At 73.2% G+C, this 16,289-nt stretch carries 15 protein-coding genes; 13 read left to right on the top strand and 2 right to left on the bottom strand.

Annotated features, from left to right (window positions below):
* The first annotated feature begins 56 nt into the window (after positions 1-56).
* From ACFHW0_RS26120 to ACFHW0_RS26110, 3 genes are all read left to right on the top strand, one after another.
* Entirely contained in the window at positions 57-659 is a 603-nt protein-coding gene (locus ACFHW0_RS26120; protein WP_416611721.1) for a heterodisulfide reductase-related iron-sulfur binding cluster, read from the top strand.
* Positions 656-1,234 carry a LutC/YkgG family protein gene (locus ACFHW0_RS26115; protein WP_416611719.1) on the top strand — a complete coding sequence of 193 codons (579 nt, stop codon included), beginning with the start codon at positions 656-658 and terminating at the stop codon, positions 1,232-1,234. The genes ACFHW0_RS26120 and ACFHW0_RS26115 overlap by 4 nt, the downstream gene beginning before the upstream one ends.
* Positions 1,235-1,654: 420 nt before the next feature.
* Positions 1,655-2,740, top strand: a complete 1,086-nt coding sequence (locus tag ACFHW0_RS26110; RefSeq protein ID WP_416611765.1) for a serine hydrolase domain-containing protein — start codon at positions 1,655-1,657, stop codon at positions 2,738-2,740.
* Between the two features lie 91 nt (positions 2,741-2,831).
* Here ACFHW0_RS26110 and ACFHW0_RS26105 read toward each other — a convergent pair whose 3' ends face one another.
* Complete coding sequence (locus tag ACFHW0_RS26105) at positions 2,832-2,981, bottom strand: hypothetical protein (RefSeq protein ID WP_416611718.1); 150 nt, start codon at positions 2,979-2,981, stop codon at positions 2,832-2,834.
* A gap of 3 nt (positions 2,982-2,984) precedes the next feature.
* Here ACFHW0_RS26105 and ACFHW0_RS26100 point away from each other — a divergent pair, with 3 nt between their 5' ends.
* From ACFHW0_RS26100 to ACFHW0_RS26085, 4 genes are all read left to right on the top strand, one after another.
* The gene (locus tag ACFHW0_RS26100; RefSeq protein WP_416611716.1) at positions 2,985-3,272 is read left to right on the top strand and encodes a hypothetical protein; all 288 of its coding nucleotides are present in this window, start codon (positions 2,985-2,987) and stop codon (positions 3,270-3,272) included.
* 718 nt (positions 3,273-3,990) lie between these two features.
* On the top strand, positions 3,991-4,290 hold the full coding sequence (locus ACFHW0_RS26095) for a hypothetical protein (protein WP_416611714.1): 300 nt from the start codon (positions 3,991-3,993) through the stop codon (positions 4,288-4,290).
* A 202-nt stretch (positions 4,291-4,492) separates the two neighbouring features.
* The gene (locus ACFHW0_RS26090) at positions 4,493-5,365 is read left to right on the top strand and encodes a hypothetical protein (protein WP_416611712.1); all 873 of its coding nucleotides are present in this window, start codon (positions 4,493-4,495) and stop codon (positions 5,363-5,365) included.
* Between the two features lie 379 nt (positions 5,366-5,744).
* Positions 5,745-7,562, top strand: coding sequence for a BTAD domain-containing putative transcriptional regulator (locus ACFHW0_RS26085; protein WP_416611710.1), 1,818 nt, complete (start codon positions 5,745-5,747; stop codon positions 7,560-7,562).
* Here the strand turns inward: ACFHW0_RS26085 and ACFHW0_RS26080 are convergent.
* Positions 7,540-8,604, bottom strand: coding sequence for an endonuclease/exonuclease/phosphatase family protein (locus ACFHW0_RS26080; RefSeq protein WP_416611708.1), 1,065 nt, complete (start codon positions 8,602-8,604; stop codon positions 7,540-7,542). The genes ACFHW0_RS26085 and ACFHW0_RS26080 overlap by 23 nt on opposite strands.
* A 174-nt stretch (positions 8,605-8,778) precedes the next feature.
* Here ACFHW0_RS26080 and ACFHW0_RS26075 point away from each other — a divergent pair, with 174 nt between their 5' ends.
* From ACFHW0_RS26075 to ACFHW0_RS26050, 6 genes are all read left to right on the top strand, one after another.
* Entirely contained in the window at positions 8,779-10,617 is a 1,839-nt protein-coding gene (locus tag ACFHW0_RS26075; RefSeq protein ID WP_416611706.1) for a glycosyltransferase, read from the top strand.
* A 76-nt stretch (positions 10,618-10,693) separates the two neighbouring features.
* On the top strand, positions 10,694-12,004 hold the full coding sequence (locus tag ACFHW0_RS26070; protein ID WP_416611763.1) for an aspartate aminotransferase family protein: 1,311 nt from the start codon (positions 10,694-10,696) through the stop codon (positions 12,002-12,004).
* Positions 11,998-13,068: an NAD-dependent epimerase/dehydratase family protein gene (locus ACFHW0_RS26065; protein WP_416611704.1), complete on the top strand. Its 1,071-nt coding sequence runs from the start codon at positions 11,998-12,000 to the stop codon at positions 13,066-13,068. The genes ACFHW0_RS26070 and ACFHW0_RS26065 overlap by 7 nt, the downstream gene beginning before the upstream one ends.
* Positions 13,069-13,129: 61 nt before the next feature.
* Positions 13,130-13,906 carry a UbiA prenyltransferase family protein gene (locus ACFHW0_RS26060; RefSeq protein ID WP_416611702.1) on the top strand — a complete coding sequence of 259 codons (777 nt, stop codon included), beginning with the start codon at positions 13,130-13,132 and terminating at the stop codon, positions 13,904-13,906.
* Entirely contained in the window at positions 13,899-14,918 is a 1,020-nt protein-coding gene (locus ACFHW0_RS26055) for a glycosyltransferase family 2 protein (protein ID WP_416611700.1), read from the top strand. Before ACFHW0_RS26060 ends, ACFHW0_RS26055 begins: the two co-directional genes overlap by 8 nt.
* Positions 14,915-16,111, top strand: coding sequence for an endonuclease/exonuclease/phosphatase family protein (locus ACFHW0_RS26050; RefSeq protein WP_416611698.1), 1,197 nt, complete (start codon positions 14,915-14,917; stop codon positions 16,109-16,111). Before ACFHW0_RS26055 ends, ACFHW0_RS26050 begins: the two co-directional genes overlap by 4 nt.
* The last annotated feature ends 178 nt before the right edge of the window (positions 16,112-16,289 follow it).

Raw genomic sequence — 16,289 nt, 5'->3', positions numbered from 1 at the left:
CCGGCCGCACGTACGAGCTGTCCGAGTTCCTCGTCGACCTGCTGGGGGTCACCGACGTGGGCGCGTACTACCCGCACCGGGTGACCTACCACCCGACCTGCCACTCGTTGCGGATGCTGCGGGTGGCGGACCGGCCGCTGCGGCTGCTGCGCGCGGTGCGCGGGCTGGACCTGGTGGAGCTGCCCCAGGCGGAGCAGTGCTGCGGCTTCGGTGGCACGTTCGCGCTGAAGAACGCGGACACCTCCACGGCGATGCTCGCCGACAAGATGCGTCACGTGCTGGCCACCGGCGCGGAGGTGTGCGCCGCCGGCGACGCGTCCTGCCTGATGCACATCGGCGGCGGCCTGTCGCGGCTGCGCGCCGGCGTGCGCACCGTGCACCTGGCCGAGATCCTGGCCGGCACCGACGCCGACCCGCTCCTGGTTCATCTGCGCGCCCAGGCGCCCCACCCGCGCACCGAGGCGGCGACAATGGCCGCCGCCGCGTACACCATGGACCACCCCGCCCTGTACGCCGCCGCCCAGCGCGCCGCGAAGCTGAGCCGGCTCGCCGGCCGGCCCGGGCGAGGGCTGCCGCCGCCGCTGTCCGGCTGGACCGCCAGCCGCGACCTGCCGGGACCACCGTCGGAGACGTTCCGGCAGTGGTGGGCGTCCCGATGAGCCGCGAGCTGATCCTCGGCCGACTGCGGACCGCCCTCGGCGAGCCCCGGCCGGCACCGGCCGACCTGCCCCGCGACTACCGGGGCGCCGGCGCGGTCGCCGCCGACCCGGACGTGTTCGTGCAGCGGCTCACCGACTACCGGGCCACGGTGCACCGGTGCGGCGACGCCGACGTCGCCCGGGTCGTCGACGGACTGCTCGGCGGCCGGCAGGTCGTGGTGCCGGTCGGCCTGCCCCGACGTTGGCTACCGGCCAGCGTGCGTGCGGTGCCGGACGACGACCTCGCGGCGGTCCGGATCGCCGCCCTGGACGGAGTCGTCACGGCGGTGGCCGTGGCCGAGACCGGCACCGTCGTGCTCGACGCCGGGCCGGACCAGGGCCGGCGGATCATCACGCTGCTGCCCGACCTGCGCGTGTGCGTGGTGCGCGCCGATCAGGTCGTCGCCACCGTGCCGGACGCGCTCACCCGCCTCGACCCGCGCCGGCCGCTGACCTGGATCAGCGGGCCGTCGGCCACCAGCGACATCGAACTCGACCGGGTCGAGAGCGTGCACGGCCCCGCGACCTTCACGTGATCCTCACGGCCTGACGATCGACGCGTCGCCGCCTCGGCACCTGCGTGCCCCGGAGCCGGGTGCCTGCGTCGCATGCGCCGGCGCCGTACCGGCCGTCGGCGTCGGTGCGTACCGTCGCTGGCCGGACGGATCCTCCCGCCTGGGGCGGAGTCCGGGTCATCCCCGGTGGGGAGGCCGACATGGGTCCGCAGACCGACGTTCGCGGTTGGTAGCCGGTGGCACCATGAGCGACAGTCACGTCACACGGGAGGCGACATGCACCTGTCACGCCGCAGTTTCCTGCTGGCCACCACCGGGACGGCACTCGCTTCGCCCCTGCTGGCCGGTGCCGGCCCGGCAGTCGCGGCCGGCCGCCCGCCCGCCGGGTCGCTGCCGGACGCGGCGCTCGCCGCCGACCTGCGGGCGATCACCGAGGCCGGCATGCCCGGGGTGTTCGCCGAGGCGCGCGACGGACGGGACCGGTGGCGGGGCGCCAGCGGAGTGGCCGACGTGGCGACCGGTCGGCCGGTGCTGCCCGGGTTCCAGCACCGGGTCGGCAGCATCACCAAGACCTTCGTGGCCGCGACGCTGCTGCAACTGGTCGGCGAGCGCAGGATCGCGCTGGACGCCCCGATCGGCCGCTACCTTCCGGAGTTCGCGGTCGCCGGGGTGACCGTCCGGACGCTGCTCGACCACACCAGCGGGATCAGCGACTACGACCACGTCATCTTCGCCACCGCAGAGGACATCGAGCGGCACCGGTCCACCACGTTCACGCCGCGGCAACTCGTCCGGGCCGGCCTCTCCCAGCCGCCGACCGGGGCGCCGGGCGCGGCCTACTCCTACTCGAACACCAACTACATCCTGGCCGGGCTGATCATCGAGCGGGTCACCCGCCGGTCCGCCACCGACGAGGTGCACCGGCGGATCCTGCGGCCGCTCGGGCTGCGGCACACGTACTTCCCCGGCGTGCGCCCCCGGATCGCCGGCCCGCACAGCAGGGGCTACGTCCCGTGGTACGAGGGTGAGCTGCGCGATTTCAGCGTCAGCAACATGTCCTGGGCCTGGACGGCCGGGGCGCTCGTGTCGACCATGGCCGACCTGAACACCTTTTTCCGGGCGCTGCTCGGTGGCCGGGTGCTCCGCCCGGCCCAACTGGCCGCGATGAAGACCACCGTGCCGTTCGACCCGGCACAGCCGCAGGCCGGCGGCTACGGGCTCGGCCTCTACCGGATGACCTGGCCCACCGGCGACGTCTGGGGGCACGACGGCCTGGTCTTCGGGCACAGCGCCATCTCGCTGCACACCGCGGACGGTCGGCGGCAGGTGAGCCTCGCCCAGAACGTGACGCACTACGCGCTGCCCGGTACGCCGGACCCGATCGGCGAGGCGGTCGGCGGGTTCCTGAACACGGCACTGGTCGGTGAGAGCGCCGTCGCGGCGCGGACCGCCACCGCCGCCCGGGTGCCGGCGGTCGTCCCGGCACCGGGCGCACCGACCCTGCTCAGGCCACTGCCGCGGCGCTGACGCTGTCGACGGCGCAGCCGCGACCGGACACCGTGCTCCGGTCGCGGCTGCCGCACGGACGCGATCCGCCACCGCCGGGGACCGTGGCCCGTCAGCAGGTCATGTCGATCTCCAGGACCGCGACCTCGTGCCGGTCGGCCAGCAGCACGGTGGTCTGTGGATCCTCCTCGAAGTCCCCGTCGTCGGGTGGCCAGGTCCTCGGCAGCAGGCCGGCGCATCCGATGTGTGCGTCGGCACCCATCCGGTGCAGGACGAGATCGATCAGGTCGTCGTCCAGGAACGTCGCGAGGTGGTCGGCGGGAAGCTCCGGGAACTCGTCGATGCCGTCCCAACCGCCGTCGAACAGCTCGCTGAGGTGCAGGCGTACCAGGTTGCGGAGACCGGCACGCAGGTGGGCGGCCGTTACCGGCCGGAACGCCTCCTCGTCGTGTTCGTCCGCGTCCTCGCGGTTCTCGACCCACCAGCGGGCCGCGGCGGCCCATCGGATCGCCGTCGCCGGGGTCGAGCCGGCCGATGCGGAACCGGAAGGTGACCGGGCTGTTGTTGACCCAGAGCATGTCGCTCAGCAACGTCATGAGGCAGGCCAGCCGGATCCGTAGGGCGGCGTCGGCGCCGTCGGAGTCGGCGACCGGCGGCTGGCGGATCTCCGGAGCCGGTCGCAGCGAGATCCGCAGGGTGCTGCCGTCGAAGTCGCGGTGCAGCAGGTGCAGCGGCTCCGGTCGGCCCGGCTCGGCGGGCCGCTCGCTGTCGGTGGTCAGCGGGAGCAGGTCGGCGTACGGGCCCGCCAGCTCGTCGGCGAGGAACCGCACCAGCACCTCCGCGCGCCGGTCGGGTGTCCCCGTCACGGCCCAGATCAGGCTGACGAGTTCGCTCGCCACCTCCTCGTCGGTGCGCAGTGTCGCGGTCCGCCTGGGGCCGGCGGCGGCACGGCCGGAACTGTCGGTCCGGGCTCCTACGATCACGGCCATGTCGGCTGCCTTCACCGCGCTGTGGACCCAGGACGTCTGCCGGGAGTTGCGCAGGCACCGGATGGGCGAGCGGCCTCCGGTGGCGTTCAGCGGGGTGCGCCAGTCCCTGTCCAGGTGGACCAGCGTCGGGGTCGGCGACTCCGTTCCCGCGCTGCACGTCAACCGTTGCGTGCTGCACATGGTGAGCCGGCTCGGCGTCGTCGACAAGCAGCGGCGCGACTGCTGCGGCGGCGCCCCGACGAACTGGCGGGACCCGGCCCATCCGGGCCACGAGCCTGGGCGATGCTCGGCGCGAACGGGTGCGGAGCGGCCCCGGTGCATGTCGAGGCCACCCCGATCCGCTTCGACGTCACCGTTCCCGGTGCCCTGCTCGGGGCGCTGACCTGGCGCAACCGGCGCGGTGAAGAGCGCACCCTGAAGTACGTCGTCGACGGCCGGCTCGAACGTTCCGTCAGCCTCCAGGGCGTCTACCGCCTGACCGACGAGTCGGCCGCCGCACTGGGCACATGCTCGACTGACTCGACCTCGTCGACCGCAGGCCCGCCGGCGCACCGACGCTGTTTCCGCGGGTCCGATTGGTGACTGCCCGGTCACGCCTCGCGGCAGCCTTGCGTAGCGTCACGGGATGCAGCCGTTCGAGCCATTCTCCGCGCAGATCTCGAGTCCTCCACCGGTATCCGTCAAAACCTCCACCGCGCCGCCCACGCCGGTCCGCCACGGCGAGCCGATCGGCCCGGCGGGGGACACCGCCGCCTCCGCACCGGCCCCGCAACCGGATGAGGCGTTGACCGCGCGGCTGGCGTACTGGTCCGCCGCCGATCAGGTGGTCGCCGACGTGGTGGGCGCCCTCGACACCGCGTGTGGCACGCCGCTGACCGTGGCGCTGCTCGACAGCCCCGTCGGCAGCGACCACCTGGCGGCCACCAACACCATCGTCCTGTCCCGGAAGTACGCCGCGCCGGGGCTCGCCGCCGTCGCCGACAGGCTGATCCTGTACCGGTTGGCCACGGCATTCGAACACCTCGGCGTGAACACGAGAGACGCGGAGGCACTTGATTCGTACAACGGGTGGCAGCAACGGCTGTGGCGGTTGGCGAACCCGCCGCAAGACCCGCCGCCCGCCGACGTGTACCGGTTCTACCACGGCACCAACCGGTGCAACTACTACGGCGGCGGCATCCAGACCACGGGCCTGATGCCGAGCCGGGCGGGCGGCGCCCTCGGCTGCAAGCGCTGGGAGAAACACGACATCGCCAGCGAGAGCAAGGACCAGGGCTGGAACACCGTCACCCTCGACTTCGAGGTCGCGCTGTCCTACGCCCGGCAGCACACCGAGTGGGCCATGGGGATGAAACGCAACGAGCCGGCCCTGCGCGACGTCGCCGACGAGGGCGGACTCGTCCTCACCTTCGACATGTCCAAGGATGCCGTGGACGGCAACGGCCGGTGGCGCCGGGACAACAGCGGCGACCCGAACAACTTCCAGACCGAGGAGGCGATACCGGCGGGACGGATCCGAGTGGCAGAGGCGCTCGGCATTCCCGGGCCCCTGACGGCTGTCGCGCCACCGCCGACCGTCACCAGCGCTCCGAAGCCCAAGGCCGACCCGCCGCCGAGCACCGGCAGGCGCCGCGTCTACCCCCCGACCGGCCTCTGAGGGGCCGCGGACTCCTGATCCAGTGGTCCCTGCCCCGGCTCTGCTCGCCCCCGGATCGAAGCGGTGACCGCGACCGCTCCCACCCTGGCCCCCGGTCAGCCGTCATCGCGGCGGCGCCGGGGGCGCTGCCCGACCCGGCGCCGGTCCCGGCCGTCCGGGAGCGGGCCGGCCGGTACGCCGGGCACGCGCCGGCCGCACCCCTCGGCGTGGCCGAACTCACCGTCGGCAGGCGCTCGAACACGTGTTCTAATATGGGCTCGTCCATCAGGCGGGATGTCCGCAGCCGTTTCATCGATGGGAATCGCTGTCTCGGGGTTTTTTGAGTAAAGTCTCTTTCCAGTCGGAAGCGGAAGGACACTTCCCGGTTTCCGGGCGCGACATGACCGGGGGGAGTCAGGTGTTCATCAACGTGCTGGGGCCCATGGAACTGACCGTGGGGGACGTCGCGGTCCCGATCGGCGGCGCCCGGCAGCGCACCGTGCTCGCCACCCTCGTCATGCACGTCAACCGGGTCGTCTCGACGGACCTGCTGGTGGACACGGTCTGGGGCGACGCGCCGCCGCCCACCGCCCGTAACCAGGTGCAGACCGCGATCTCCATGGTCCGCAGGACACTCGCCCGCCACGACCGGCGGACGATCCTGCGCACCCAGGCGCCGGGCTACCTGCTCCACCTCACCGCCGACGACATCGACGCGGTGCGCTTCGCGCGGCTCTCGGCCGAGGGGCGCGCCCTCGCCGTCGCGGGCCGGCACGCCCAGGCGGCCGGGCGGCTGCGCGCCGCGTTGGCCCTCTGGCGCGGCCCGGCCCTCGCCGGCCTGGCCGGCGGGGCGCTGACCGAGACGGCGGCCCGGCTCGAGGAGCAGCGGCTGGCCGTGCTCGCCGAACGGATCCGCCTCGACCGGCAGCTCGGCCGGCACCACGAGCTGGTGGGCGAGTTGCAGGAGCTGACCCGCCGCTATCCGCTGCGGGAGAACCTGCACGGCGAGCTGATGCTGACGCTGTCCCGCTCCGGGCGCAAGGCCGAGGCGCTGGAGGCGTACCGGCGGGCCAGGTCCGTCCTGGTCGAGGAGCTCGGCCTGGAGCCGGGGGCGGAGCTGCGGCGCATCGAGCAGAGCATCCTGCGCGCGCCGGATGCGTTGCCGCCGCGGCAGCTCCCCACCGACCTGCCGGACTTCACCGGCCGCGCCACCGAGATCGCGCAGGGCACCCGGCTGCTCACCGCCGAGACCGACGGGGTGCCGGTCCTCGCGTTGACCGGGCTCTCCGGGGCCGGCAAGACCGCGCTCGCGGTCCGCGTCGCGCACCGGGTGAGCGCCAGCTTCCCCGACGGCCAGTTGTACGCGAGCCTGCGCGGCGAACCGGGTCGGGCGGTGACCGCCGAGGTCTGCGAGCACTTCCTGCGGGCGCTGGGCGTGCCGCCCGGCGACATTCCCGACGATCCGCAGCGGCGCACCGCCGTCTACCGGTCACGCCTTGCCGGCCGCCGGATCCTGGTGCTGCTCGACAACGTGGCGCAGGAGTCGCAACTCGCCGACCTGCTGCCCGGCTCCGCCGGCTGCGCGGTCGTCGTGACGAGCCGGGCGCGCCTGGGGCTCCTGCCCGCCCGGCACGTCGAGGTCGGCCCGCTCACGGCCGACGAGGCGCTCGCCATGCTGACCCGGATCATCGGCGCCGAACGGGTACGCAGCCAGCCCACCGCCGCACACAGCCTCGTCGCCCTCTCCGGGCAGATGCCGCTGGCGGTGCGCATCATCGGCGCGCGGCTCGCCGTGCACCGGCACTGGCCGTTGTCCCGGATGGTGCGCCGGCTCAGCGAGGAGAGCCGGCGTCTCGACGAGCTGGAACACGCCGGGGTGAGCGTCCGGGCCGGGCTCGCGCTCGGCTACCGGCGACTGCCGGTCACGGCGCGCCGGCTCCTGCGCCGGCTGGCCCTGGTGGAGCTGCCCGACGTGACCGTGCCGCTGTGCGCCGCGTTGCTCGACGTCGGGCCCGACGAGGCCGAGGAGGCGGCCGAGCGGCTGATCGAGGCGGGGCTGGTCGAGGCGTACCTCGCCCCGGACGGCCTGTCGCGTTATCTGCTGCACGACCTGACTCGGGCGTTCGCCGGTGAGCGGCTGCGCGCCGAGGAGGAACCAAGCGAGCGGGACGCGGCGCTGCGGCGGGCGGTCGACATCACCGTGGCGCGGCGAGGGTGATCAGCTGGGCGCGGTGGTCGGACAGCCCGGCGGGGGACCGCAGGTCGTAGCCGCCCACCCGCAGCGGCGCGCTGGTGAACGCCCAGTCCAGCCGCCACAGCGGCAGCCCCGCCGGCCAGGTGGCCGGGTACGGCTCGTCGTTGGCGTCCCGCAGCCGCCGCGGCGCGCCGTCGAGGTCGGCCATCGCCGGGCTGGTGTTGAAGTCCCCGGCCACCACCACCGGCCGGGGGTTGGCGGAGATGTCGGCCCACAGCCCGGTCAGCTGCCGGCGCCGCTGCGGGTCGGCCGTCCTCGGCATCCGCCAGAAGCTCGCCGACACCGGGTTGACCATCTTGAGCTGCACGGCGATGTGGACGTTGTAGAAGGACACCACCGCGCCGCCGACGCGCAGGTCCGTGCGCAGGGTCTTCGCCTCACGGAAGATCGTGTCGAAGTCGGTGGTGGCGTCGCCGGCCGCCGCCGGGTCGGGTGCCACCGGCGGCTGGGCGACCACCGGCAGGCGGGACAGCGTCACGAGTTCGCCCCGCCGCACCACGGTGTGGGCCGGGAACTCCGCGCGCAGCCGGTCCAGGTCGTCGATCGGCCGCTGACCGTCGAACGGCCGCGCCAGGTCCCAGCCGAGATACTCCTGCAACAGGTAGACGTCCGCGTCCTGCTCGTGCAGGTACCGGTAGAACTGGTCCGGATCCTTGTCCTGGGTCCAGAACTCGGTGTTCCACGACAGGACCCGGATGCCCGGTCGCCCGGGCTCGTCCGCGAGCACGGGACGGAGTCCGCCGTACGGGAGCCCGAGCAGCAGGCCGAGCACGGCGAGCGCGGCACCGCGGCGCCGCCCGGTCCGGACCGCCACCGCCGCGACGACCAGCGCCAGCGGCACCACCACGAACAGCAGCGGCGGTAACGCGGCGGGCACCAGCCACGCCCACCAGCGACCGTTCAACGCCCAGTGCGCCAGCACGAACGCCACCCAGAGCGCCGCCGCGGCACGCACCACCCGCGACCCGCGACCCACCCGTGCTGGTGCCGGTGCGGAAGTCTCCATGCCCACCCCCCGTGCCCGTCGTGTCGACCCGCACCCGCACGGGCCGCGCGGTCGCGGCGCGCCCGGTCGAGGCCGCCAGCGGACCCCGCGAGGCTATCGGAACGGCACCGCCGCTATCGCCGGTCGGGCGCGGCCGACAGCGACTCGACATCCGCGCCCGGTCCACTTGCCGCCATGAGCCCCACCGTCTCGGTGATCATTCCGAACCACAACTACGCCCGCACCCTGCGCAGGTGCCTGGAGTCCGTCTACGCGCAGACCCATCCTCCGGACGAGGTGATCGTGGTCGACGACAGCAGCACCGACGACTCGCGCGACATCGCCCGCGGCTTCCCGTGCCGACTGATCGAGAACACCGTCAACGGCGGGGTCTCGGTGTCGCGCAACGCCGGTGCCGCCGCCGCCACCGGCGACGTGCTCTTCTTCCTCGACTCGGACGAGGCGCTGGCCCCGGACGCGCTCGCCAACGCGGTCGACATCCTCGACCGGCACCCCGAGATCGGGTGCGTGCACGGCCTGATCGCCCCCGAGCCGCTGATCGACGACGGTCCGGTCGAGTGGTACCGGACGCTGCACTCGTACTGGTGGCGGCGGCGGGCCGTGGGGCTCGGGCAGACCGCGTTCTTCGCCCAGGCCGCGATCCGGCGGTCCGTCTTCGAGGCCGCCGGCCCGTTCGACGAGTCGCTGCGCGACTCCGAGGACCTGGAGTACAGCGAACGGTTGGCGCCGATCACCCGGATCCTGCTGACCGAGCGCGTCGTCGCCGCGCACGACGAGGTGTCCCGGCTGGGTCCCCTGCTCGCCGAGCAGTTCCGCCGGTCCCAGCTGCTGGCCCGGACCGTCTTCGGCGCGCGGCGCAAGGGCCGGGCGAGCCTCACCGCGAATCGGCCGCTGGGCATCCTCGCCGTCGCCGCCGCCGTCGCGTCGACACCGCTCGCGGTGCTCCGGCCGCCGGTGGCCGCGCTGACCGCGCTGCTGCTGGCCGTCTTCGCGCTCGCGGATCCGGGGCAGCTGCGCCTCGTCGCCCGCTACAAGGGCGTACGCTTCGTGCCGTTCTTCCTCGGGGTCAGCCTGCTCGTGCACCTCGCGCTGCTGGCGGGCGCCGCGGTCGGTGTGCTGCGCACCGTGCTGCGTCGGCGTTGGCTCACCCCGCTGGTCGTCCTCGCCGCGCTGGCCGGGCTCGGCTTCGCGCTGCGCCGCGACGGGCCGGCCGCGCTGGCCGTCCTGGCCCGGCCCGACGCGCTGCCGCTGTGCCTGGCCGCCGTCGCGGCGAACCTGGCCGGCCTGCTGATCGGCATGCTCGCGTGGCGGGTGCTGGTGCCCATCGGCGGGCTCACCGCCGGCCGCATCTTCTTCCTCGGCCAGCTCGGCAAGTATCTGCCCGGCCGGGTGTGGGGCGTGGTCACCCACGTCGACCTGGGTCGCCGCTCGGGGGTGCCGGCCGAGCGGATGGTCACCGCGTATCTGGTCAGCATCGCCCTGACGATCGTCTCCGGCGCGCTGGTGGGACTGCTCGCCGCGCCGGGCCGGTGGATCGCGGTGCCCGTCGCCGGCCTCGCCGTCTGCCTGATCCGACCGCAGCTGCTCAACCGGGTGATCGCCCGCGTCGCGCGGCTGGCGAAGCGGTCGGTCACCCCCGTGCCGCCCGGCCGGATGCGGCTCGCGGTCAGTCTCGCCCTGCTGTCCTGGCTGGTCTCCGGCCTGCACCTGTGGGCCGTGGCGGTGCTCCTCGGCGCCGACCCCCGCTCCTCGGCGGCCGTGTCGATCGGGGCGTTCGCCCTGGCGACCGTCGCCGGCAGCCTCTCGATCATCGCACCCGACGGCTGGGGCGTACGCGAGGTCGCCATCAGCACCGCCCTCGCCACCGTGCTGCCCTGGTCGGCCGCCGGGATGGCGGCGGTGGCCAGCCGGCTGATCTGCGTCCTGGTCGAAGTCACCGTCTCGCTGCTCGTCGTCGCCCTGTCCCGCACCGTCCACCCAGGAGACAACCATGTCCAGGCTGTTCACCCTTGACGAGGCCGAGGGCCTCGACACCGGCCGGGTCCACGACCTCTACCGCCGCCACGTCAACAAGAGCCAGGTCACGCTGATGACCTCGTTCGGGTTCGGCCGCGAACTCGTCGCACGTGCCGAGGGGGCCTACCTCTGGCAGCGCGACGGCCGCCGGATCCTCGACCTGACCGGCGGGGTGGGCGTGCTCAACCACGGGCACAACCACCCGCGCATCCTCGAGGTGCGTCGCCGCTTCGCCGAGCGGCGCAGCATGGAGGTCCACAAGACGTACTTCTCGCCATACCTCGCGGCGCTGTCGCACAACCTCGCCGAGGTGCTCCCCGACGACCTGAGCATGTCGTTCCTGCCGAACTCCGGCGCCGAGGCGGTCGAGGGCGCGGTGAAGCTGGCCTACAAGTACCACCGGGGCCGGCGCGGCACGGTGCTGCGGGCCGACAGCAGCTTCCACGGCAAGCTGCTCGGCTCGGGCGGCCTGACGGGGCAGAGCCACTACCCGTTCCCCACCATTCCCGGCATCGACACGTTCCGGTACGGCGACCTCGACTCCGTCCGGGCCGCGGTGCAACGGCACCCCGACGACGTGTACGCCATCCTGATCGAGCCGTTCAGCGCCTCCACCCTGCGCAGCTGCTCCGAGGAGTTCCTGCGCGGCCTGCGCGAGCTGTGCACCCGGCACCGGATCGTGCTCGTCTTCGACGAGATCTACACCGGCTGGGGCAAGACCGGCACCCTCTTCTACTTCATGCGCTATCCGGACCTGATTCCCGACGTCCTCACCACCTCCAAGTCGTTCGGTGGCGGCAAGTCGTCCATCTCCGCGTTCGTGGCACGCGAGTCCATCTACCGCCGGGCCTACGACAACCTCGACGACGCGGTGCTCCAGAGCACCAGCACCACCTACTACGGCTTCGGCGAGGAGTGCGCCACCGCCCTCGAAGCGATCAACATCGCCGTCGAGGACGACTACCCGGCGCGGGCCCGCCACCTGGAGGCGGTCCTCGCCCCCGGGCTGCGGCGGCTCGCCAAACAACACCCGGACGCGATCGGCGAGGTGACCGGCGCCGGCGCGCTATGGGGCGTCTTCCTCGACGGCGGACCCCGGCTGCTGGACCTGCTGGCCAAGGTGGCCCCGGTCGGCATGGCCCGCGACCCGCAGTTCAAGACCAAGGTCGTCACCTGCGCCGTCGTCAACGCGCTCTACGAGGACCACGACATCTACTCGTACTACACGCTCAACGGCCGCAACCCGCTGGTGCTCGCCCCGAGCCTGGTGACCGATCCGGCGGACGTCGAACGCGCGATCGACGCCCTCGATAAGACCCTGCACCGGGGACTCGGCCGGCTGACCGTCCGCTTCCTCAAGGAGAAGGTGAGTTCCCTGTGGTGAACCGGACGGTCGTGGTCACCGGCGCCGCCGGGATGCTCGGCTCGCACCTCGCCCGCCGGCTGCGCGCCGACGGCGACCTGGTACGCGCCGTGGACCTGCGCCCCGGTCCCGACATCGCCTTCGCCGGCGACGTGCGGGACGCGACCCTGATGCGCCGGGCACTGGCGGGCGCCGACGCCGTCGTGCACTGCGCCTCGGCGCTGCCGAGCTATCCGGCGGCGCAGATCAGGTCGATCGTGGTGGACGGCACCCGTACGGTGCTCGGCACCGCGGTGCGGGCGGGGGTGCCGCGCGTCGTGCACATCTCCTCGACCGCCGTCTACGGTCTGCCGAGCGTCGTGCCGACCACCGAGGAACACCCCCGCGAGCCGGTCGACACGTACAGCGCGGCCAAGGCGGCGGCCGAGGAGATCGCCGACGAGCTGCGCGCGGGCGGGGCGTGCCTGCCGGTCCTGCGCCCCAAGACGTTCCTCGGTCCGGGCCGGATGGGCCTGTTCGCCATGCTGTTCGAGTGGGCCGAGGAGGGCCGGCACTTCCCGGTGCTGGGCCGCGGTGACGTACGCATCCAGATGCTCGCCCTGGCCGACCTCGTCGCGGCGGTCCGCGCGGTGCTGGACGCGCCGCCGGAGGTCGCCAACGACACCTACAACATCGCCGCCGCCGAGTTCGGCACGCTGCGGGAGGACTTCCAGGCGGTGCTCGACGCGGCCGGCCACGGCCGGCGGGTCGTCCCGCTGCCCGGGCGCCCCGCGCTCGCCGCGCTGCGCACGCTGGAGCGCCTGCGCCTGTCCCCGGTCTACGGCCGGCTGCTGAGCAAGCTGACCGCCGATTCGTACGTGAGCATCGACAAGGCCCGCGACCGGCTCGGCTTCCAACCCCTGCAGTCCAACCAGGACGCCATTCTCGACACGTACGCCTGGTGGCGCGAGCAGCGCCGCCTCGGCGACCGGCCGGAGCGCGAGGAGTCGCACGATGCTGCCCACCAGGACGGACCCACCACCGGACGCACCAGCCGCGACCCCTGGAAGCAGGGCGTCCTCGCAGCTGCCAAGATTTTCTTCTAGGCCCTTCGGGGATTTCGTCCAGCTCCTGCGGCCCGGCCAGTGGCCCAAGAACCTCGTGGCGGTGCTGCCCCTGCTCGACGCCGACCTGTGGAGCTGGCCCCACCTGCGCTCGGTCGCCGCGGCAGTGCTCGGCTTCACGCTCGCGTCGGCCCTGGTGTACGTCCTCAACGACATCGCCGACCGCGAACGCGACCGAGCCCACGACCGCAAGCGGCTGCGCCCGATCGCCTCCGGACGCGTCACGCCCTGGCAGGCCGGGGCGCTCGCGCTGCTCCTGCTCGCCGGGCTGGCCCTGCTGGTCTCGGCGGACGTCCGGTCGTGGTGGCCGCTGCTGACCTACCTGGTCGTCAACGTGGCCTACAGCTTCTTCCTCAAGCACGTGCCGCTGCTGGACCTGTTCGCGGTCGCGGTCGGGTTCGTGCTGCGCCTCGTGCAGGGCTACACCGCGGTCGACGCGCCGCCGTCGGGCTGGCTCACGCTCTGCGTGCTGTCGGTCTGCCTGCTGCTGATCCTGGGCAAGCGGCGTCACGAGCTGCGGGTCGCCGGCGCCGTCCACCGGCCGGCCCTGGTCGGCTACACCGAGCACCTGCTCGACCAGTTGCTCGGCCTGACCGCCGCCAGCGCGCTCATCACCTACCAGCTGCACGCGTCGTCGGTCAGCCGCACCGCGCTGCTCACCGCTCCGTTCGCGCTCTTCGCGCTGTTCCGTTACCTCCAGGTCGTCCTGGTGCACTCCGGCGGCGGCAGCCCCGTCCGGGTGCTGCTGCGCGACGGCGTGATGCTCGCCAACGCCGGGCTCTGGCTGCTCGTCCTCGAAGGGGGAGTTCTGTATGGCTGAGACGCCTTCCGGCGACCGCGTCACGGTGTCGGTCGTCGTGCCGATGTTCAACGACAGCCGCACCATCGACCTCTGCCTCGCCTCGGTGCACGCCCAGTCGATGCCGGCACACGAGGTCATCGTGGTCGATGACGCCAGCACCGACACCAGCGCCGCCCTCGCCGCCCGGCATCCGTGCCTGCTGGTCCGCGCGGACGCCAACGGCGGCCCCGGGGCGTCCCGCAACCTGGGCGTACGGCACGCGACGGGTGAGGTCATCTTCTTCCTCGACGCGGACGTGACCATGCATCCCGACGCAATCCGCAACGCGGTCCGGCTGCTGCGCGGCGGCGAGGGTTACGGCGCGGTCTTCGGCGTGCCCGACAAGGAGCCGCTGTTCGCCGAGGGACTCGTCGGGCAGTACCGCATCCTGCAGTACCACTACTGGCGCAAGAGCGCGGAAGGGCTGGTCAGCGGAGGGTTCTACGCCCTCGGCGCGGTGACGCGCGAGGCGTTCGACCGGGCCGGCTGGTTCAATCCCGCGCTGCGGCAGACCGAGGAGATCGATCACGCGGAACGGCTGTCGCGGTCGTACCCGATGCTGTTGACCTCGCAGATCCGCGGCCGGTTGTCCGACGAGAGCCGGATGGTCCCCATCCTGCGCAAGGCGTTCCGGCGCAGCCGGCTGCGGGTGCCGTTCTACCTTCGGCGCGGCCGGGCCATGCAGGGCATGGAGACCGGCGGCCGGGCCGCCGCCGCGGTCCTGGCGGCAGCGACCCTGCTGAGCGTGCCGGCCGCGGTCCTGTCCCCGCCGCTCGCCCTGCTGACCGCCGTCCTGCTCGGCGGCTTCGTGGCGAGCGACCTCGGCCAGTACGCCTTCGTGCGGCGCGAGCGCGGCTGGGGCTTCGTGGTCTTCTTCACGGCCGCGCACCTGCTGATGAACACCGCAGTCGTCGCCGGCCTCGCCACCGGGCTGCTCGAATGGCTCCTGCGCCCCCGCTTCCGCAGCCTCTACCAGGAGGTCGGTCCATGACCACCACCCACGATCCGGAGGTCGCCGCGGCGACCCCGACGCCGCCGCTGCCGGTGTCGCGCGGGCGGCGGGTCGCCCGCGCGACACGCCTCGGCTACGGCTGGGCCGTCGTCGTCGCCGCCGCGCTCTTCCTGGCCTTCACCGTGACCCGCCGGGCGGCGACCGGGCGATGGCACTGGTCGATCCTGCTGGACTCGGCCCCGCCGCTGCTCCTGGTGCTGACGCCGCTGCTGCTGGCCGCGGCCGCAGCCGCCGCCTGCGGTCGTCGCCGGCACTGGGCCGTGGCGCTCGCCATGGCGGGCCTGCTCCCCGGCGTCGACCAGCTCGGCGTCTACCCGGCCGCGCTGCTGCGCGACACGCGGCCGGTGCCGGCCGGCGCGGTCCACCTGTTCACCTGGAACACGAACTACTGGGGGATGAGCAACAAGGACCCCGAGGCGCAGTTCGCGTTCCTGCGTCGACAGAACGCCGACATCTACCTGTTGCAGGAGCACGTCATCTGGGTGCCCGGCAGTGCCGAGGCCGGCTACCTCCCGGTGGACGACGACGACAAGCTCCGCGCCGAGTTCCCCGGCTACCACATCGCGCGCCGCAGCGAGCTGGTCACGATCTCCCGGTTCCCGATCGCGGCGCAGCCGCTGTTCGGTCCGGCGGCCCGGCAACCCGCCGACACCCCCTTCGCCGAGGTCTTCGCCCGGGACAAGGTGCTGCGGACCGACCTGCGCATCGGCGAGCGGACCGTCTCGGTCTACAACGTGCACGTCACCGTGCCGACCGCGATCGACCTCGACTTCCTGAACCCGCAGGTCGACCTCGACGACTACTACCGGCGCAAGTTCACCTGGCGGCAGGAGGAGGTCGCGGCGGTCACCGAGGACGTACGGCGCAACCCGTACCCGTCGATCGTCTCCGGCGACTTCAACGCCACCTCGGCGATGGGCACCCTCGACGGACTGCGCGCCGTCACCCGCGACGCGTCCGACGAGGGGACCCAGGTGCTGCCCCTGAGCTGGCGCTTCGACGCGCCGATGAACTTCAGTTGGGACAGCCCGCTCGCCGGCCTGCCGCTGCCGTTCTGGCGCATCGACTGGACGTTCACCCGGGGAACGGTCGACGTGCACCGCTACCGGTTGGTCTCCGCCGAGCGGCTCTCCGACCACCGCCCGCAGGACCTGTGGTTCTCGGTGCGCTGACGGCTCGTCCGGCCCGGTGGACCACCGCCGGGCCGGACGCACGCCCCTGCTGCCGGACATCAACCGGCCTCCGCATAGTGGCCAGATAGGGAACGGGTAGCGCCGTTCGCGAGGCTGGCCTTCCGTGCCCCCCTGACAGCAGGAGCGCTAGCATGTCCCTCGACCAGAACGCGCCAGG

Origin of the sequence: Micromonospora sp. LOL_025 (assembly GCF_048060285.1) — a bacterium.
Taxonomy (GTDB): domain Bacteria; phylum Actinomycetota; class Actinomycetes; order Mycobacteriales; family Micromonosporaceae; genus Micromonospora.
Note: the sequence above shows the minus strand (reverse complement) of the source record. Positions and strands in the feature narration are given on the sequence as shown.